At 66.5% G+C, this 17,946-nt stretch carries 23 protein-coding genes; 15 read left to right on the top strand and 8 right to left on the bottom strand.

Translation table 11 applies throughout. The features are described 5' to 3' along the window. Nucleotides 1–47: 47 nt before the first annotated feature. Nucleotides 48–773 (bottom strand): hypothetical protein, encoded by a 726-nt coding sequence (locus QE379_RS06585; RefSeq protein WP_306999015.1) that lies wholly within the window; start codon nt 771–773, stop codon nt 48–50. A 138-nt stretch (nt 774–911) separates the two neighbouring features. Between QE379_RS06585 and QE379_RS06580 the strand changes: the two genes are divergently transcribed. Further along, a complete protein-coding gene (locus QE379_RS06580) occupies nt 912–1,133 on the top strand; it encodes a hypothetical protein (protein ID WP_267434441.1) in 222 nt (73 codons plus the stop codon). Between the two features lie 59 nt (nt 1,134–1,192). On the opposite strand, the gene QE379_RS06575 is transcribed toward QE379_RS06580, so the two are convergent. Then, the gene (locus QE379_RS06575) at nt 1,193–1,696 is read right to left on the bottom strand and encodes a glycine zipper 2TM domain-containing protein (RefSeq protein ID WP_306999013.1); all 504 of its coding nucleotides are present in this window, start codon (nt 1,694–1,696) and stop codon (nt 1,193–1,195) included. A gap of 180 nt (nt 1,697–1,876) precedes the next feature. Then, the gene (locus tag QE379_RS06570) at nt 1,877–2,185 is read right to left on the bottom strand and encodes a glycine zipper 2TM domain-containing protein (protein WP_306999011.1); all 309 of its coding nucleotides are present in this window, start codon (nt 2,183–2,185) and stop codon (nt 1,877–1,879) included. 136 nt (nt 2,186–2,321) lie between these two features. On the opposite strand from QE379_RS06570, the gene QE379_RS06565 reads away from it, so the two are divergent. Then, a complete protein-coding gene (locus tag QE379_RS06565) occupies nt 2,322–2,960 on the top strand; it encodes a trimeric intracellular cation channel family protein (RefSeq protein ID WP_306999009.1) in 639 nt (212 codons plus the stop codon). Between the two features lie 141 nt (nt 2,961–3,101). Here the strand turns inward: QE379_RS06565 and fumC are convergent, their stop codons facing one another. Both fumC and QE379_RS06555 read right to left on the bottom strand, forming a co-directional pair. Next, nucleotides 3,102–4,493, bottom strand: a complete 1,392-nt coding sequence (gene fumC / locus QE379_RS06560) for a class II fumarate hydratase (RefSeq protein ID WP_306999006.1) — start codon at nt 4,491–4,493, stop codon at nt 3,102–3,104. 356 nt (nt 4,494–4,849) lie between these two features. Further along, complete coding sequence (locus QE379_RS06555; RefSeq protein WP_306999004.1) at nt 4,850–5,335, bottom strand: SspB family protein; 486 nt, start codon at nt 5,333–5,335, stop codon at nt 4,850–4,852. A gap of 71 nt (nt 5,336–5,406) precedes the next feature. Between QE379_RS06555 and hisB the strand changes: the two genes are divergently transcribed. From hisB to QE379_RS06515, 8 genes are all read left to right on the top strand, one after another. Beyond that, nucleotides 5,407–5,994 (top strand): imidazoleglycerol-phosphate dehydratase HisB, encoded by a 588-nt coding sequence (gene hisB, locus QE379_RS06550; protein WP_306999002.1) that lies wholly within the window; start codon nt 5,407–5,409, stop codon nt 5,992–5,994. Then, nucleotides 5,991–6,596: an imidazole glycerol phosphate synthase subunit HisH gene (gene hisH / locus QE379_RS06545; protein ID WP_306999000.1), complete on the top strand. Its 606-nt coding sequence runs from the start codon at nt 5,991–5,993 to the stop codon at nt 6,594–6,596. The genes hisB and hisH overlap by 4 nt, the downstream gene beginning before the upstream one ends. Next, nucleotides 6,593–7,327, top strand: coding sequence for a 1-(5-phosphoribosyl)-5-[(5-phosphoribosylamino)methylideneamino]imidazole-4-carboxamide isomerase (hisA, locus tag QE379_RS06540; protein ID WP_306998998.1), 735 nt, complete (start codon nt 6,593–6,595; stop codon nt 7,325–7,327). Before hisH ends, hisA begins: the two co-directional genes overlap by 4 nt. Continuing rightward, nucleotides 7,324–8,085: an imidazole glycerol phosphate synthase subunit HisF gene (gene hisF / locus QE379_RS06535; protein WP_306998996.1), complete on the top strand. Its 762-nt coding sequence runs from the start codon at nt 7,324–7,326 to the stop codon at nt 8,083–8,085. Before hisA ends, hisF begins: the two co-directional genes overlap by 4 nt. 375 nt (nt 8,086–8,460) lie before the next feature. Continuing rightward, nucleotides 8,461–8,616 carry a hypothetical protein gene (locus tag QE379_RS06530; protein ID WP_306998994.1) on the top strand — a complete coding sequence of 52 codons (156 nt, stop codon included), beginning with the start codon at nt 8,461–8,463 and terminating at the stop codon, nt 8,614–8,616. A 31-nt stretch (nt 8,617–8,647) separates the two neighbouring features. Next, entirely contained in the window at nt 8,648–8,962 is a 315-nt protein-coding gene (locus tag QE379_RS06525) for a phosphoribosyl-ATP diphosphatase (RefSeq protein WP_306998992.1), read from the top strand. 18 nt (nt 8,963–8,980) lie between these two features. Continuing rightward, nucleotides 8,981–9,358, top strand: coding sequence for a histidine triad nucleotide-binding protein (locus tag QE379_RS06520; RefSeq protein WP_306998989.1), 378 nt, complete (start codon nt 8,981–8,983; stop codon nt 9,356–9,358). 280 nt (nt 9,359–9,638) lie between these two features. Further along, entirely contained in the window at nt 9,639–11,261 is a 1,623-nt protein-coding gene (locus tag QE379_RS06515) for an amino acid permease (protein ID WP_306998986.1), read from the top strand. Between the two features lie 128 nt (nt 11,262–11,389). Here the strand turns inward: QE379_RS06515 and QE379_RS06510 are convergent, their stop codons facing one another. Further along, nucleotides 11,390–12,382 carry an adenosine kinase gene (locus QE379_RS06510; protein ID WP_306998983.1) on the bottom strand — a complete coding sequence of 331 codons (993 nt, stop codon included), beginning with the start codon at nt 12,380–12,382 and terminating at the stop codon, nt 11,390–11,392. A gap of 141 nt (nt 12,383–12,523) precedes the next feature. Between QE379_RS06510 and QE379_RS06505 the strand changes: the two genes are divergently transcribed. From QE379_RS06505 to QE379_RS06495, 3 genes are all read left to right on the top strand, one after another. After that, entirely contained in the window at nt 12,524–13,201 is a 678-nt protein-coding gene (locus QE379_RS06505; RefSeq protein ID WP_306998981.1) for an EI24 domain-containing protein, read from the top strand. Continuing rightward, the gene (locus QE379_RS06500) at nt 13,198–13,578 is read left to right on the top strand and encodes a hypothetical protein (RefSeq protein ID WP_267434426.1); all 381 of its coding nucleotides are present in this window, start codon (nt 13,198–13,200) and stop codon (nt 13,576–13,578) included. The genes QE379_RS06505 and QE379_RS06500 overlap by 4 nt, the downstream gene beginning before the upstream one ends. Nucleotides 13,579–13,824: 246 nt before the next feature. Beyond that, the gene (locus tag QE379_RS06495; RefSeq protein ID WP_267434425.1) at nt 13,825–14,061 is read left to right on the top strand and encodes a hypothetical protein; all 237 of its coding nucleotides are present in this window, start codon (nt 13,825–13,827) and stop codon (nt 14,059–14,061) included. A 111-nt stretch (nt 14,062–14,172) separates the two neighbouring features. Here QE379_RS06495 and QE379_RS06490 read toward each other — a convergent pair whose 3' ends face one another. Further along, nucleotides 14,173–14,583: an HIRAN domain-containing protein gene (locus QE379_RS06490; protein ID WP_306998979.1), complete on the bottom strand. Its 411-nt coding sequence runs from the start codon at nt 14,581–14,583 to the stop codon at nt 14,173–14,175. 99 nt (nt 14,584–14,682) lie between these two features. On the opposite strand from QE379_RS06490, the gene QE379_RS06485 reads away from it, so the two are divergent. Together QE379_RS06485 and QE379_RS06480 are read left to right on the top strand one after the other, a co-directional pair. Then, nucleotides 14,683–16,545: a M1 family metallopeptidase gene (locus QE379_RS06485; RefSeq protein WP_306998977.1), complete on the top strand. Its 1,863-nt coding sequence runs from the start codon at nt 14,683–14,685 to the stop codon at nt 16,543–16,545. A gap of 224 nt (nt 16,546–16,769) precedes the next feature. Next, nucleotides 16,770–17,264 carry a CHAP domain-containing protein gene (locus QE379_RS06480; RefSeq protein ID WP_306998974.1) on the top strand — a complete coding sequence of 165 codons (495 nt, stop codon included), beginning with the start codon at nt 16,770–16,772 and terminating at the stop codon, nt 17,262–17,264. Nucleotides 17,265–17,410: 146 nt separating this feature from the next. Here QE379_RS06480 and msrB read toward each other — a convergent pair whose 3' ends face one another. Continuing rightward, the gene (gene msrB, locus QE379_RS06475; protein ID WP_373461737.1) at nt 17,411–17,905 is read right to left on the bottom strand and encodes a peptide-methionine (R)-S-oxide reductase MsrB; all 495 of its coding nucleotides are present in this window, start codon (nt 17,903–17,905) and stop codon (nt 17,411–17,413) included. Nucleotides 17,906–17,946 lie beyond the last annotated feature (41 nt).

The following is a 17,946-nucleotide window of genomic DNA, read 5'->3' as shown; positions in this document are numbered from 1 at the left end:
GACGGCCCCTCTTTCCTCCCCTGCAAGGGGAGGAACAAGGTCGTGCCCTACCCGCCCTTCACCACCAGATCGACATCGGTGCCGCCCCCGGTGCGCGCGATGGCGTAGATCATATAGGCCGCATCCCCCCGCGTGCCGCCCAGCACATGCTGCGCGCCGTCCATCTTGTGCTCGGCGGAATAGCCCGCACCCGAGGCGCGGGTGTAATAATAGTCGATGACCTTGGCCGCCGGGGCGGAGGTGCGGATGCTGACGATCCGCAAGGCACAGCCCTGTGCGTCATTGCCCGCCGCCTCCGCCACCTGACCGCCCGGATAGACGGCGAACGCGGCGGGCAGACGCCCCGCCCAGCCCGCCGAATAGCGCAGGCCGCCCACGCAAGCGGCATTGCCCGCCTGCTGTCCCGCCTTCGCGGCGAGCGTGAAGGCTCCGGCGGACGCGCGACATTCGGGGCAGTCGCGCGCGGCCAGCGGCGCGGATTTCAGCGTCTTGGCATCGACCGGATCGGCGGGCAGCGGCAGCGAGGGCAGCATGTCGCTGACGGGCTGGTTCGGCGGGCGCACCGCATTGGCGTTGGCGCTTTGGGTCAGGCCCGGATCGACCATGATCTGCCCCGCCAGCGCCTCGCGCAGTTGCGGGTCGCGCATCGGACTGCCGTCGTTCATCGCAGCCAGTTCCTTGTCGAGCGCGTTGAGTTGCGCATCGTCATCCTGCCCGCTTCCGCAACCCGCGAGCAGGAGACACCCCAGGGGAACAAGGACTCGTCGCGACATGGCCATCATCCCCTCTCCCTAGCATGAGGTCGGCACGCGATCCCTAACGGCGAATCGCCCATTGCCAACCCGGCGTCCCGGTGCGGGATCGTCCGCCCGCCGCTTGTGCATCGGCGAGAGCGACGCCATCTTGCCGCCATGCTGAACCTGTTCTCGATCCTTATCGGCTTTGTCGCGCTTATGCTCGGCATCGTGCCGTTCCTGCCCTTTTTCGCCTGGGGCTATTGGTTCGTCATCCCCATCGCGATCGTCGGCGCGGCGGTGGGCGCGCTGTCGTCGCGGAACAGCGGGCGCAATCTCAACCTGATCCTGATCCTGATCTTCGGCCTTCGCCTGATGCTGGGTGGCGGCCTGATCTGAACGAGCAACGGCCCGGCGAGTCTCCCCGCCGGGCCGTCCCGATCGTCCGGCCTGCCGGATCAGCGGCAGCGCACCTGACCGCGATCGACCTGCTGGCCCAGTAGCGCGCCGCCGCCCGCGCCGATCACCGTACCCAGAAGGCGCGAACCGCCGCCCGCGATGATGTTGCCCAGCGCACCGCCCGCCAGACCGCCGATCACCAGCCCCGTGGTGCCGTCGTTGCGGCGGCAATAATAGCGACCGTTCATCCCGCGATAGATGCGGTCGTTCCGTCCCAGTGTGCGGGGCTGATAGAAACGGCCATCACGATAATAGCGTTGGGGGTCATAGCCGCGCTGGCCCGGCTCGAACCGGTTATAGTCGTAATTGCGCCAGCGGGCATTGCGCGTATCGCGACGATAATCCTTGCGCGCGTCGCGGATATCTTCACGATATTCGCGGCGGGCATCGCGAACGTCCTCGCGATATTCCTGGCGTGCTTCCCATCCGTTGCGCTGGGCAGCGACGGGCATGGCGGCAAAGGCAGTGGCGGCAATCGTCGCCGACAAGAGAGCGATATGCATGACTGGACTCCCGATGATGATGCGGATGAAACGCGCATCTTTGTCGGCCTGTTGCGTGAACCGAAAACTACGTGCCGTTCACGATCGGGACAGCGTCAACAGTTGCTTCCCTTCAAAAGAAAAGGACGCCACCCGAAGGCGACGTCCTTTTTGTCTTCCGTCAAACCGGCCTGTGGATATTTAGCGGCAGCGACGGTTGCTGGTGCCGCGCTCGACTTCGCGACCCGCCAGCGCGCCGACGGCGGCACCGCCCAGCGTGCCCAGCGTCCGGTCGCCGCGCGTATCGATCGTGCGCCCCAGCAGCGCACCCGCGACGCCGCCGACGACCAGACCGGTCGTGCCATCGGGCTTGCGGCAGCGGACGCGACCGCGATCGTCGCGCCATTCGCGATACTTGTAGCGACGCTGCGCATCGGCGGCAGTAGCCGGCAGCACCAGCGAGGGGACGACCATCGCGGTACAACCCAGGGCGAGCATCAATTTCCGCATGACATTGTTCCTTTCAAAATGATCTGACGCCGTAACGTCCATATTCTACTGTCCGTTGCATGAACGCGAGATAACGTCGCATTCATCTTGCGGACGGCCTTTCCGGTGCGGGACAGGGGCTATAGGGTCGGTGGCGATGCTGCCCGAACCGACCGCCATGCTGCCCGCCGTGATGCCCTGGCTCGACCTTGCCGGGCTGGCGGTGTTCGCCGTTTCGGGCGCGCTGGTCGCCGCCAAGCATCGCCAGACGATGGTGACGCTGGTCTTCTTCGCGCTGATCACCGGGGTCGGCGGGGGGACGTTGCGCGACCTGTTGATCGATGCGCCGGTCTTCTGGGTGCATGATCCGCGCGTGCCGCTGGTCTGCCTGATGGCGGCGATCGCGGTGTGGGCGACGCCCGAGCGCTGGTGGCGGGGGAGCGCGCTCGACTGGTTCGATGCGGTGGGCTTGGCGGCCTATGCCGTGTACGGCGCGGCCAAGGCGAGCGGCTATGGGATCTCGCCCATCCCGGCGGCGATGCTGGGGGTGGTGTCGGCCTGTGTCGGCGGGATCATCCGCGACGTGATCGCGGGCGAGCCGTCCATCCTGATGCGTCCCGAACTCTACGTCACCGCCGCCGCGCTGGCGTCGACCAGTTATGTCATCCTGACGTTCTTGGGCGTGCCGCTGGCCGGGCCGATCGCGGCGCTGGCCGGGTTCGTGCTGCGCGGGGCGGCGATCCATTATCGAATCGCCCTGCCCGCCTATCCGGCCAAAGGATGGGATCGGGAGTAAGCCCGCCGGGATACCCCACCTTCCGTTCGCGCTGAGCGAAGTCGAAGCGCACGCTTTGCCATAGCGGCTTGGCCGGCGGAGTCCCTTGGCCTTCGACTTCGCTCAGGCTGAACGGATATCTGGTTCACCAAACCCCGGCGATCACCGCCCCAGCATCAACTCCGGCCGCACCACCCGGTCGAAGGTCGCCTCGTCGACCAGCCCCAGTTCCAGCCCGGCCTCCTTCAGCGTCTGCCCCTTGTGATGCGCGTGTTTGGCGATCTTCGCGGCATTGTCATAACCGATCTCGGGTGCCAGCGCGGTCACCAGCATCAGCGAGCGGTCGAGCAATTCGGTGATCCGGTCGCGATTGACCGTCATCCCCTCGACCGTGCGTTCCGCGAAGCTTTCCATCCCGACCGCCAGCAGATGGATCGACCGCAGCACATTCGCACCGATCAACGGCTTGAACACGTTGAGTTCCAGATGCCCCTGCAACCCGCCCACCGTGACGGCGGCATTGTTGCCGATCACCTGTGCGGCCACCATGGTCAGCATCTCGCACTGGGTCGGGTTGACCTTGCCCGGCATGATCGAGCTGCCCGGTTCATTGGCGGGCAGTTCCAACTCGCCTAGCCCCGAACGCGGGCCGGAGCCGAGCAAACGGATGTCGTTGGCGATCTTGGTCAGCGCCACCGCCAGGACGTTGAGCGTGCCGTGCAGGTCGACCAGCCCGTCATTGCTGGCCAGCGCCTCGAACTTGTTGGGCGCGGTGACGAAATCGAGCCCGGTCGCCTCCGCGATCTCCGCCGCGATCGCCTCGGCAAAGCCGTTGGGCGCGTTGAGGCCGGTGCCGACCGCCGTCCCGCCCTGTGCGAGCGGCAGGATATTGCGGTGGAGCGTCCCCTCGATCCGGTCGCGGGCATTGGCGAGTTGCTGGACGTAACCCGAAAATTCCTGACCCAGCGTCAACGGGGTCGCATCCTGCAAATGGGTGCGGCCGATCTTGACGATCGTATCCCATTCCTTCGCCTTGGCATCCAGCGCGGCATGAAGCCGGTCGAGAGCAGGAAAAAGCTGCTTCGTCACCGCCAGCGCGGCGGCGACGTGGAGTGCGGTCGGGAAGGTGTCGTTGGACGACTGGCCGCGATTCACATCGTCATTGGGGTGGACAGGCGACTTACCGCCGCGTGTGCCGGTGAGGATTTCGTTGGCGCGGCCCGCGATCACCTCATTGGCGTTCATATTGGATTGGGTGCCAGAGCCGGTCTGCCAGATCACCAGCGGGAACTGGTCGTCATGCCGCCCGTCGATCACCTCCTGCGCCGCCGATTCGATGGCGTCGGCCTTTTCGGGGGCAAGGCCATGGCCACGATTGATTCGCGCGGCGGCCTTTTTGACGATGGCCAGCGCATGGACGATGCCGATGGGCATCTGCTCGCGCGCGCCGAAGGGGAAGTTTTCGAGGCTCCGCTCGGTCTGCGCGCCCCAATAGGCGTCTCCGGGGACTTCGATCGGGCCGATCGAGTCGGTTTCGGTACGGGTCTGGGTCATGGCAACAGGGACTCACCGCATGGGGATTGGGTTCCCCATCTAATCATGCTGGTCCCGGCATATAAAGGTCCTACCCCGGCGAAGGCCGGGGTCCAGTCGCTGCAAACCATCGATAGCGCTTGGCGTTCGCCTCTCACGCGATGACGTTCTTTGCCATCCGCGTCAGAAGAACCGGGCCCCGGCCTTCGCCGGGGAACAAGGAATTTTTGGTTCGCGCGGAGGCGCGGAGAACGCGGAGGTGTCTGGCATTTGGCCACCGCATCCTGCCCCACCCAGGTCTATTGGAGCAGATCCATAGACGCCACGAAGCGCATCTTCTCCGCGTTCTCCGCGCCTTCGCGCGAACCCAATCTTCGTTACTTCTTCCGCTTGAAATCCACCGCGACGACGTTGCTGCCGTCTTCGACGGGCTTGCCGACGGGTTCGTCATTTTCGGCCGAATCATGCGGATCGGGTTCGCCTTCGGGATCGTCGGCGACCTGGAAGCCCAGTTCGAACTGCACTTCCGGGTCGTGGAAGCGGGTGATCGCCGAATAGGGAATGACCAGCTTCGACGGCACCTGGTTGAAGCTGAGGCCGACCGAAAAGCGATTTTCATCCACCGTCAGGTCCCAGAATCGATTCTGCAGGACGATGGTCATCTCGTCCGGGAATCGCTCGATCAGCCGCTGCGGAATGTCCACGCCGGGCGCCTGGGTCTTGAAAGTGATATAGAAATGGTGCGTGCCGGGCAGGTGCCCCGTCTCCGCCACCGGGCCGAGCACACGCCCCACCACCGTGCGCAGGGCCTCCTGCACGATTTCGTCATAGGGGATGAGGCTGTCGGGCAATCCTTCGGTCATATCCCTTGGACTAGCGGCCTTTGATCGCGGGTCAAGATTGCATGGGACGGATAGGTGTTTATGGGAAGGCCATGCGCACCGCCTCCGTCCACCGCGCCACCGCGGAAACCGTCATCGACGTCACCGTCAATCTCGACGGCACCGGCGTCTATCAGAACGCCACCGGCATCGGGTTTCTCGACCATATGCTGGACCAGTTGTCACGGCATTCGCTGATCGACCTGTCGGTCAAGGTCGAGGGCGACCTGCATATCGACGGGCACCACACGACCGAGGACAGCGCGCTGGCGATCGGACAGGCCTTGGCCAAGGCGCTGGGCGACAAGCGCGGCATCCGCCGTTACGGCGAGGCGCTGTCGCCGATGGACGAGGTGCTGACACGCACCGCGCTCGACATTTCGGGGCGGCCCTGGCTGGTGTGGAAGGTGCCGTTCACCAACCCCATGCTGGGCACGCTCCAGACCGAGATGATCGAGCACTGGTTCCACAGTTTCGCGCAAGAAGCCGGGATCACGCTGCACGTCGAACTGCTCCACGGCCACAACAATCATCACATCGCCGAGAGCGTCTTCAAGGGCCTGGCGCGCGCCCTGCGGATGGCGGTCGAGATCGACCCGCGCAAGGCCGACGCCATCCCCTCGACCAAGGGCATGCTGTGACGTTGGCGCTGATCGACATCGAGTCGGGCAATCTCCACTCGGTCGACAATGCCCTGCGCGCGGCGGGGGCGAGCGATGTCGTCATTACCGCCGACCCCGATGTGATCGCCAAGGCCAACCGGATCGTGTTGCCGGGCGTCGGCGCATTCGGCGCGTGCGCGGCCAATCTGCGCGCCGTCGACGGGCTGGAAGAGGCGCTGCGCGAGGCGGCCCTCACCCGTGCCCGCCCCTTTCTGGGCATTTGCGTGGGCATGCAGCTGCTCGCCGACACCGGCGAGGAGATGGGCGAGCATCGCGGCCTGGGCTGGATTCCCGGCCGGGTCGCGCGACTCACCCCCCCCGACCCGGCGACGAAGGTCCCGCATATGGGCTGGAACGATGTCCGCCCGACGCGCGACCACCCGCTGATCATGCCGGGCGAGGCCTATTTCCTCCACAGTTTTGCCTTTACCGGCGAGCATGTGCTGGCGACCACCGACCACGCAGGCCCCGTCACCGCCGCGATCGGTCGCGACACGGTGGTCGGCGCGCAATTCCACCCCGAGAAGAGCCAGCGTTATGGCCTCTCCTTCCTCACCCGTTTCCTGGAGTGGCATCCGTGAGCCTGATCGTCTTCCCCGCCATCGACCTGAAGGGCGGCCAAGTGGTGCGTCTGGCCGAGGGCGATATGGACCGCGCGACCGTCTATGGCGACGATCCCACCCATCAGGCGATGCTGTTCGCCGAAGCGGGCGCGCAGCATCTGCACGTCGTCGATCTCGACGGCGCCTTTGCGGGCGAGTCGGTCAATGGCGAGGCGGTGCAGGCCATCGTCAAAGCCTTTCCCGGTCACGTCCAGCTGGGTGGCGGCATCCGCAAAGCCGAGAATGTCGAGCGCTGGTTCGACCTGGGCGTCTCGCGCGTGGTGATCGGCACTGCGGCGCTGGAGAATCCTGACTTCGTGCGCGACATGGCCAAGACCTATCCGGGCGGCATCGTCGTCGCGGTCGACGCCAAGGACGGCATGGTCGCCACGCGCGGCTGGGCGGACGTGTCGGACGTGTCGGTCGAGGATCTGGCGCGGCGGTTCGAGGATGCGGGCGTCGCGTCGCTGCTGTTTACGGATGTGGGCCGCGACGGTCTGCTCAAGGGCTGCAACGTGCCCGCGACCGTCGATCTGGCCCGCGCGGTGCGCATCCCGGTGATCGCCAGCGGCGGCGTGGCGGGGATCGGCGACATCCATATGCTGGCGCTCCACCATCAGGACGGGGTCGAGGGCGTCATCACCGGCCGCGCGCTCTATGACGGGCGGCTCGATCTGGCGGCGGCGCTGTCGGTGGCGGCGGCCGCATGACCGTCCGGGCGCGCGTCATCCCCTGCCTGGACGTCGCCAATGGGCGCGTGGTCAAGGGCGTCAACTTCGTCGACCTGATCGATGCGGGCGATCCGGTCGAACAGGCGCGCGCCTATGACGCGGCGGGGGCGGACGAACTCTGTTTCCTCGACATCACCGCCAGCCATGAGGCGCGCGGCACCATATTGGACGTGGTGCGGCGAACGGCGGCGGTGTGCTTCATGCCGCTGACCGTCGGCGGCGGGGTGCGCACGGCGGAGGATGCCCGCGCGCTGCTGCTGGCGGGCGCGGACAAGGTCGCGGTCAACTCCGCCGCCGTCAGCCGCCCCGAAGTCGTCTCCGACATCGCCGAGCGATTCGGCAGCCAGTGCTGCGTCGCCAGCGTGGATGCGCGCCGGACAGCCAATGGCTGGGAGGTGTTCACCCATGGCGGGCGGCGCGCGACCGGGATCGACGCGGTCGCACACGCGCTGCGACTGGCCGAACTCGGTGCGGGCGAGTTGCTGGTCACCTCGATGGACCGGGACGGTACGCGAGGCGGCTATGACCTGGAATTGATCCGCACCATCGCCGACCGGACCAGCGTGCCGGTGGTGGCGTCGGGCGGGGTCGGCGGGCTGGACGATCTGGTCGCGGGGGTGCGTGACGGCCATGCCTCGGCGGTGCTGGCGGCGTCGATCTTCCATTTCGGCGATGCGTCGATCGCGGATGCGCATCGCGCACTGGCGGCGGCAGGGATACCGGTTCGGGCGCATTGAGGTTCGCGCGGAGACGCGGAGGCGCGGAGACTTTGGTTTCGGGGTAGCGCTTTTCCCGCCTCGCGGGGATGGGAAGGTCTGCCGATCGATAGCGGTTGCCCCTTAACCCCGTTCGGCCTGAGCGAAGTCGAGGGCCATGGACATCCCACGCGACGGATGACGGGGCGTGCGCTTCGACGTCGCTCAGCGCGAACGGAGGTTGGGATGAAGCCAGCGATCGGTAGACGAAAGCGCATCTGGATTTTTCCGTACACTCGCCCCGAAACCAAACTCTCCGCGCCTCCGCGCCTCCGCGCGAACCAAAAAACCTTCGCGTCTTCGCGTGAACCAAATCCCCCCGATGACCGCCGCCGAACACGCTGCTAAACTCCCCCCATGCCCCTCACCATCATGACCGCCGCTAACAGCCACAGCGATGTCATCAACGTCCGCACCCACCCCGAATGGTCGGACATCGCGCTGTTCGTCTTCGCGATCGGCGCGATCTGGTTCCTGCGCCGCGCCATGCGCCGCCGCAACCGCAAGGATTGACGCGGGCCGCTCCCCACGCCACCCAGCCGTCATGGACATGTTCGACCGCCTCGAAGCCACGATCCGCGCGCGCCGCGATGCGGGCGACGCCGCCACCTCCTATGCCGCCAGCCTGTTCGCCAAGGGGCGACCCAAGATCGCGCAGAAGCTGGGCGAGGAGGCGGTGGAAACCGTCATCGCGGCGATGGCGCAGCCCGACAAGATCGTGTCCGAAGCCGCCGACCTGATGTTCCACCTGATCGTGCTGCTGACCGATACCGGCCATTCGCTGGACGATGTCAGGGCCGAACTGGCGCGGCGCGAGGGCGTGTCGGGGCATGACGAAAAGGCCGCGCGGCCGCGCTGAATCTGACGGAGAATTTCGATGCCGATCGACGCCACCCTGCCCTATGACGACCAGAATATCTTCGCCAGGATCCTGCGCGACGAAATTCCTTCCAAGCGGGTCTATGAGGACGAATGGGCGATCGCTTTCCATGATATCGCACCGCACGCGCCGACCCATATCCTGGTGATCCCACGCGGCCCCTATGTGTCGTGGGACGATTTCTCGGCGCGCGCCAGCGAGGCGGAGATCGCCGGCTTCGTCCGGGCGGTCGGCCATGTCGCGCGGGAAGCCGGGGCGGTCGGGCCGGGATACCGGTTGCTCGCCAATATCGGGCCGGATGCGGGACAGGAAGTGCCGCATCTCCATGTCCACATCCTGGCGGGCAGGCCGCTCGGCCCGATGCTCGCGCGCTGACAGACCGGCTCGCCACGCCCCTCCCGCAGGCGGGAGGGGATGGGGGAGGGCAAGCCACGGGCGTTATTCTCGGTGAGACCCCTGCCCTCCCCAAACCCCTCCCGCCTGCGGGAGGGGCTTAAAGATGGGCTGGCAACACCCCCTTTCCCCTCCCCTGGCCGCATCCCCAGCGTCTTAGGGATTGCACGCAATAAAATTGCAGCTAACCTTCCGGATCATTCACCAAACACCGGGGGCGTTCCGAATGGGGCCGCCCTTCCCTTGGGGGGATAGGACATTCATGATTTTCGGGCGCGTTAAGCCTCTGGACGCCATATTGGCGACCGCCGAGAAGAAGGGGCTGCAACGATCGCTAGGCGCGTTCCAGCTCACCATGCTGGGTATCGGCGCCGTCATCGGCACGGGCATCTTCGTTCTGACCTCCGAAGCCGCGCAAAAGGCGGGGCCGGGGATGATGCTCAGCTTCATCGTCGCAGGCTTCATCTGTGCCGTCGCGGCGCTCTGCTATTCGGAACTGGCATCGATGGTGCCGGTCGCCGGGTCGGCCTATACCTACACCTATGCCGTGACGGGCGAGATATTGGCCTGGATGGTCGGCTGGGCGCTGATCCTCGAATATGCGGTCGGCGCGAGCGCGGTCGCCGTGGGCTGGTCCAACCATGCCGTCGGGCTGCTCAACGGCATCGGGGTCCATGTCCCCGCCGCGATCAGCAACGCCGATGCGCTGATGGCGCATATGTATATCGCCTTTGGTGCGCCCCCCAGCGCGGACCTGACCCAGGCGATGGCGGTTGGCGGCTGGGTCAACGTGCCCGCCGTGATCGTCGTGTCGTTCGTGACGTGGCTGCTCATCATCGGCACCACCGAGAGCGCACGTGTCAACGCGATTCTGGTCGCGATCAAGATCACCGCGCTGACCGCCTTTGTCGCGCTCACCATTCCTGTCATCAACGCGGACAATTTCAACCCGTTCCTGCCGACCGGCATCGGCAACCCGTTCAGCTCGTCGGGGCTCGGCGTGCTGGGCGCGGCGGCGTCGATCTTCTTCGCCTATGTCGGGTTCGACGCCGTGTCGACGGCGGCGGAGGAAACCAAGAATCCGCAACGCAACGTGCCGATCGGCCTGATCGCCAGCCTGACGATCTGCACCATCTTCTATCTGATGGTCGCCGGGGGCGCGATCGGGGCGATCGGGGCACAGCCGGTCGCGTCGCTGGCGGGGCGGGTGCTGTCGCCGGGCACCCCCGAGATCGCGGGCCGCTGCGCCGCGATCGTGGCCTCGGGAGCCATCGAGCCGCTGGTCTGCTCGAAGGAAGCGCTGGTCCATGTGCTCGACACCATCAACTGGCCGATGATCGGTCGCCTGGTCGGCCTGGCCGCCGTCCTGGCGCTGCCCTCGGTCGTCCTGATGATGATGTTCGGCCAGACGCGCATCTTCTTCACCATGGCGCGCGACGGGCTGCTGCCCGCCAAGCTGGCCTCGGTCCATCCGCGGTTCCACACGCCGCACGTCGTCACGCTGCTGACCGGGCTTGCCGCCGGGATCGCCGCGGCGATCCTGCCGGTGGGCAAGCTGGCCGACTATTCGAACGCGGGCACGTTGTTCGCCTTCTTCATGGTGGCGACGTCGGTGATGGTGCTGCGTCGGACCGATCCGTCACGTCATCGGCCGTTCCGCACGCCCGCCGTCTATATCGTCGCGCCGATGGCGATCATCGGCTGCGTCGTCCTGTATCTGTCGCTGCCGCTGACCGCCAAGCTGGTCCTGCCGATCTGGGGCGCGATCGGGCTGGTCATCTACTTCCTCTACAGCCGCAGCCGCAGCCATGTCGGTCGTGGCATCGTCGATGTCGTGGACGATCCCGCGATGCAGCCGGAAATCGCCAAGCCGCTCGATCGCTGATCGGTTTCGGCAGGCATTAAAAAGGGCCCGGAGGAGCGATCCTCCGGGCCCTTTGCTTTGGGGGCCGTTGCCCCTCCACCATCCTTCGGATGGTCCCCCTCCCCAAGCACAGCTTGGGGAGGATTGGGTTACAGACCGGCGGCCAGGGCCTTCAGGTCGACCTGGGGCCGCGCGCCGAAATGGCTGATGATCTCGGCGGCACAGGCCGCGCCCAGGGTCAGCGAGGCCTTCAGGTCCTGCCCCTGCGTCTGGGCATGGAGGAAGCCCGCCGCGAACAGATCGCCCGCGCCCGTCGTATCGATCACCTTGTCGACCGGATGGGCTGGCACCGTCACCCGCTCGGGCCCACGCTGCGCCAGCGCACCCTTTTCGGCCAGCGTCACGACCAGAGTTTCGACCTTGTCCTTCAGCGACGCGATCGCCGCCTCGACATCGGCGGCCTCGGTCAGCGCGACGATCTCGGTCTCGTTGGCAAAGATCACGTCGATCATGCCGCCATCGATCAGCGCATGGAAATCGGCACGGTGGCGGTCGATCACGAACTCGGCCGAGGCGGTGAAGGCGACCTTGCGGCCCGCCGCCCGCGCGACGTCGATCGCGGCGCGCATCGCGGCGCGCGGTTCTTCCGGATCCCAGAGATAGCCCTCGATATAGAGATAGGCCGCATCCTCGATCAGCGAGCGGTCCAGCGCGCTGGCGGGCAGATAGTGCGAGGCCCCCAGGAAGGTGTTCATCGTCCGCTGCCCATCGGGGCTGACGAAGATCATGCAGCGACCCGTGGTCGGCTGCCCCGCGCGGACCGGCGTGTCGTAGCGGACACCGGCGGCGCGGATATCGTGCGCGAAGACCTCGCCAAGCTGATCGTCGGCGACCTGGCCGATGAACGCGGTCTTGCCGCCCAGGGCCGCGATGCCCGCCAGCGTGTTCGCCGCCGATCCGCCCGAAATCTCGCGTCCCGGCCCCATCTTGGCATAGAGCGCATCGGCTTCCTCGGTCGAGAAGACCAGTTGCATTGCGCCCTTGGTCATGCCCTGCTCGGCGATGAACTCATCCTCGGCGGAGGCGAGGATGTCGACGATGGCATTGCCGATCGCCACCACGTCGTAAGTGGGCTTGGTCAAGTAACGGACTCCGGAGATAAAGCAGTTGGATGGAGCCGCCCTAGTCAGGGCCTACCCCCCGCGCAAGCCACGGCGCCGCACCGTGGCGACCATCCCGGCGCCGCATTGACTTGAGGGCCCACGCCGCGCCATCCCGGCGGCATGTTCCGCGCCTTTTTCCTGTCGCTGGCCCAATTGGGCGATCCGGCCATCCGCCGGGTGCTGGTCCGTTCGCTGGCGGTCACCTTCGCGCTGTTCGCCGCCGCCGGGGTGGCGATGTGGTGGGGCGTCCGTGCGGCCCTGACCGGGTGGCTGGGCGCGCAGGCGGGCGGATGGTCGGCGGCGCTGACCCTGGTGGTCGAGCTGCTGGCCCTATGGCTCGCCTTTCGCGCGGTCGCGGTGGCGGTCGTCGGTATCTTCGCCGACGACATCGTCGCGGCGGTGGAGGCCAGGCACTATCCCCAGGCGCTGGCGAGCGCGCGGCCGGTGGCGCTGGCGCGGGGCATGGCCATGGGCCTGGGATCGGCGCTCCGGGTGATTGCGATCAACCTGTTGCTCCTGCCGCTCTACATCGTGCTGCTCGCGACCGGCGTGGGGACGGCGGCGGCGTTCCTGCTGGTCAATGCCTGGCTGTTGTCGCGCGACCTGGGCGACATGGTGGCGGCGCGGCATATGGACGGCCCCGCCATGCGTCGCTGGCGCAAGGCGACCGGGCCTGCCCGCTTCCTGTTGGGACTTGCCGCCGCCGCCCTGTTCGTGGTTCCGGGGCTGAACCTGCTCGCGCCCGTCCTGGGGGCGAGCATGGCGACCCATTTCTTTCACAAGAGACGACAGCCATGATCCGGTTCCCCGCGCCGCTGCTGCTCCCCCTGATCCTGCTAGCCGGCTGTACCGTGCCGCAAACCGCCGCCCCGGTTCGCAGCACCGGCATGGCCCCGGTGGCGGTGCCCTATACCAGCGTCGGGCTGGAGCGCGTGCTGGGCCAGGACGCCGCCGGGCTGACCAAGCTGTTCGGCAATCCCGATGCCGATGTCCGCGAAGGGGCCGCGCGCAAGTTGCAGTTCCAGGGCAGCTTCTGCGTGCTCGACGCCTATCTCTATCCCAAGGACGGGTCGGAGCCGCGCGTCACCTATCTCGACGCGCGCGAGCCCGATGGCAGCGCTATCGACCGGGCGAGTTGCGTCGCGGCGCTGACCCGGCGCGACGGCGGACGCTGATGCCGCCCGACCTGTGAATCGCCTTCGCCCCCACGACCTCGGCAATCAGCGGAGCGGCGATCCATCCGTAATGGAACAATTTTTCCTGACACTATAGTTAACAGGATTTCAGACTTCGAAAATGTTCCCCGCAGTTGCAAAAAAATTGGTGCGGTGCAGGAACAAATTTACTGTGGCGCGCGTATGCGCTATCGGGACGATGAACACCACCGCGTCTTGGCGGTAGTTCGCCATGGGAGATTGAGTATGATGAAGTTCCTGTCTGCTGTTGCCGCCACCGCTCTGGTCGCTGCTCCGGTTGCTGCTGCTCCGACGAACCCGGCCGCCAGCCTGTCGGTTTCGAAGTCGGTCCGCGCGTCGGCTCCGACCGCCAAGAACAACAAGCTGGCCGGTGCGGGCATCCTGGCTGCGATCATCGCTGCTGGCGTCGTTGCCATCGGCGTTGTCGCGATCGTCAAGGACGACGACGCGGACAGCAACTGATCGTCGCGGGCGGCGGAAACCCCGCCCGGACCATTGGCGCATGGGGAACCATGCGGTGGAAGGGAGCCGTTTTCGGCTCCCTTTTTCGTTGGGCGATCGCCGGAACGCGGATCACGCCCCCCATTCGGGACCGTCCGGATCGGGATAGAAGCCATCGTCCCCGAGCGGCGCGACGGGATCGACTGGTTCACGCTCCGACGGCAAGGTAGGCGCGCCGCCGCCGAAACGGACGCGGATATAGGCGACCGATCCCCTCAGCCCCTGATAGATGGCGCTCACCTCTTCCCCGCGCCGCAATCGCGCCCCGATCAGCGGCGCGCGTTCGGCGGAGAGATAGCCGAGCTGCACCTCGCGCTGGCTGAACACCGCCACCGCATGGGGATCATGCCGGTTGCGCGGCTCGGGGCGCAGCGTCACCGGATCGCCGATCGCGGATGCCAGCCATTCGAAACGCCGGTTGCTCCGTGCCTTGTCCTCATTGGGAAAGTCGATCCCCACCACCGCCAGCGTCATCTCGTCCATGCGCCTTTAGCTGGTGCGCCGAAGTCCATCCGTCCAGAGCTCTAACATTCCCGGACAATCCGGCTATGGTGCAATCATCCTGTCCCATTCGGAGTGCCCATGTCCCTGGCCGCCCTGGCGATGTTGCTCGCCGTTCAAACTCCCGCCGCCGCCCCGCAGACCGCGCCCGTACTGACCAGCGCCGACGCGCGTGACGTGCACAGCTTCGCCCGCCCGCTGGAGGCGCGGGTCACCCATGTCTCGCTCAACCTCTATGCCGATTTCGACAGCCATGTGATGCGCGGCATCGCGACCCTGTCGGTCGATGCCAAGCCGAATGCCAAGACGCTGGTCGTCGACGACAACGGCCTGCGCATCGTCACCGTCACCGATGCGCAGAACCGCCCCCTGCCCTATAGCATCGGCAAGGGCGATGCGGTGCACGGCGCGCCGCTGACCATCACGCTGAACGGGCAGCGCATTGTGCGGATCGCCTATGCCTCCGCGCCGGGCGCCAAGGCGCTGCAATGGCTGTCGCCCGAACAGACGGCGGGCAAGAAACACCCCTATCTGTTCAGCCAGGGCGAGGCGATCCTCAACCGCAGCTGGATCCCGACGCAGGATTCGCCCGGCATCCGCCAGACCTGGGACGCCACCGTCAATGCGCCCTGCGACCTGACCGTGGTGATGAGCGGTGAGCGGGTCGCCAAATCCCCGTGCGAGGATGGCCGCCACACCGCCAGCTATCGCATGGACAAGCCGGTCGCCCCCTATCTGATCGCGCTGGCGATCGGCGACCTGCAATTCCGCCCGCTCAGCCGCAATACCGGCATCTGGACCGAACCCGCGATGCTCGACAAGGCGGCGTGGGAATTCGCCGGTCTCGACACGTTCGTGACCGCTGCCGAGGGGCTTTACGGTCCGTATCGCTGGGGCCGCTACGACGTGCTGGTCCTGCCGCCCAGCTTCCCGTTCGGCGGCATGGAGAACCCCATGCTCACCTTCGCCACGCCGACCGTGCTGGCGGGCGACCGGAGCCTGGTCAGCCTGATCGCGCATGAACTGGCGCATAGCTGGTCGGGCAACCTCGTGACCAATGCGACCTGGGACGATTTCTGGCTGAACGAGGGCTTCACCAGCTATTTCGAGAACCGGATCATGGAGTCGATGTACGGCAAGCGCCGTGCCGCGATGGAGGCGGACCTGGCCTGGACCGACATGCAGAATGCGGTGAAGGAAGCCGGTGGGCCCGCCTCGCCCGATACCAAGCTGCATCTTGATCTCGATGCGAAGCGCGATCCCGACGACGGCATGACCCAGATCGCCTATGACAAGGGCGCGACCTTCCTGCGCACCATCGAGTCGGTAGTCGGCCGTGCACGCTGGGACACTTACTTGCGCGGCTATTTCGATCGCCACGCCTTTCAGCCGCAGACCAGCGCGGGCTTCCTCGCCGACCTGAAGGCGAACCTGCTCAAGCCCGGTGAGGCGGAGAGGATCGGCGTCGATGCCTGGGTCTATCAGCCCGGCATTCCCGCCAATGCGGTCCATGTCCGCTCCGACGCCTTCCCCGCGATCGATGCGGCGGCGAAGGCCTTTGCGGCGGGCGGTCCGGTGGCGGCGCTGCCCGACAAGGTCACGACTCAGGAATATGTCCGCTTCCTCGACCAGTTGCCGCGCCAGCTTTCCGCCGACCGGCTCGCCGCGCTGGATGGACGCTTTCATTGGAACGAGACGGGCAATAGCGAGATCCGCTTCGCCTGGCTGCGGCTGGCGCTCGCCAATCGCTACGCGCCCGCCGAGGCGTCCGCCGAGCAGTTCCTGACCTCGCAGGGCCGCCGCAAGTTCGTCGCGCCGCTGTTCCAGCAGCTTCAGGGACAGGGCGAATGGGGACAGGCGCTCGCCAAGCGAATCTACGACAAGGCGCGTCCCGGTTATCATTCGGTCACACAGGTTACCGTGGATCGCCTGCTCGGACGATGAACCGAGTATCTTTGACGGCGAAACGAGGAACGAAATTTTCGTTTCGCCGCCGGATTTTCAGGTCACCGCCGCCGAAACACCGTTCACCGGATATGGTTCCAGCCCGCCTTTCCAAGCCGTTTGGCCCCGGTTAATCGACACTCACACCGACATTCCGACCGGGGGGTCCTGTGAAGTTCAAGGCATTTGCAGTGCGATTCGCGCTGATGGCATCGTGCGGCCTGATGATGGCCACCCCTGCTGCCGCGCAGTTCTGGCAGTGTGCACCCTATGCCCGCGAGATTTCAGGCATCGATCTTCACGGCAACGCCAACACCTGGTGGGGCCAGGCCGAGGGCCGCTACGAGCGTGGCCACACCCCGCAGCCGGGCTCGGTCCTCGCCTTCGACGCCACCCGCCGGATGCGCGTCGGCCATGTCGCGATGGTCAGCAAGGTCGTCAGCGACCGCGAAGTCCTCCTCACCCATGCCAACTGGTCGCGCCGCGGCGGCATCGAGCGCGACGTCCGCGCGATCGACGTCTCGCCGAACAACGACTGGTCGATGGTCAAGGTCTGGTACGGCCCCAATGGCGACCTGGGCACCTCCGCCTATCCGACCAAGGGCTTCATCTATTCCGGCCACAAGAGCAACGTCGCCGACCTCCCCGCCACCCAGATCGCCTCGCGCGACAATGGCCGTGTCAGCGGCATCCTGACCTTCGCCGCTCCGGTCGAGTAAACTTCCTGCTTTTGGGGCAGATGGCCCCGCCCAGCCGCAAGCGCGAACGGCTGTGGGTTTCGTATTCCGGCAAGGGGCCGGTTCAACACTCCTGACACCCGTTCAGCCTGAGCGAAGTCGAAGGCCACGGGGAATCCCCGCGCGAATCAAGCCGCCCGGAACGTCATCGCCACGCCGTTCATGCAATAGCGCTTCCCCGTCGGCTTCGGCCCATCGTCGAAGACATGGCCGAGATGCCCGCCACAGCGGCTGCAATGCACCTCCACCCGCGCCATCATCAGCGATCGATCACTGCGCGTCCCCACGGCCCGGGGCAATGGCGCCCAGAAGCTCGGCCAGCCGGTGCCGCTCTCGAACTTGGTCTTGGACGAAAAGACCGGCTGCGCGCATCCCTTGCAGGCGAAGACGCCGCTGCGATGCTCGTCATTGAGCGGACTGGAATAGGGACGCTCGGTTCCCTCCCGACGCAGCACATTATAGGCCGCCGGGCCCAGCTTCTGCCGCCAGGCCGCGTCGCTCATCGCAACCGGAAAGCGCTCCGCCGCCTCGGCTTCCCGCCCGCAGGCGGACAGGCCCGCACCCAGGGCACCCAGCCCCATCAGCGACAGAAAAGCGCGGCGATCGGAAGGAGATGCGGTCATGAACCCAAGATAGGAAGGGGCTCCGCTCGGGATAAGGGCCC

It is taken from the genome of Sphingomonas sp. SORGH_AS_0879 (genome assembly GCF_030819175.1).
In the GTDB taxonomy this organism is placed as follows: domain Bacteria; phylum Pseudomonadota; class Alphaproteobacteria; order Sphingomonadales; family Sphingomonadaceae; genus Sphingomonas.
Note: the sequence above shows the minus strand (reverse complement) of the source record. Positions and strands in the feature narration are given on the sequence as shown.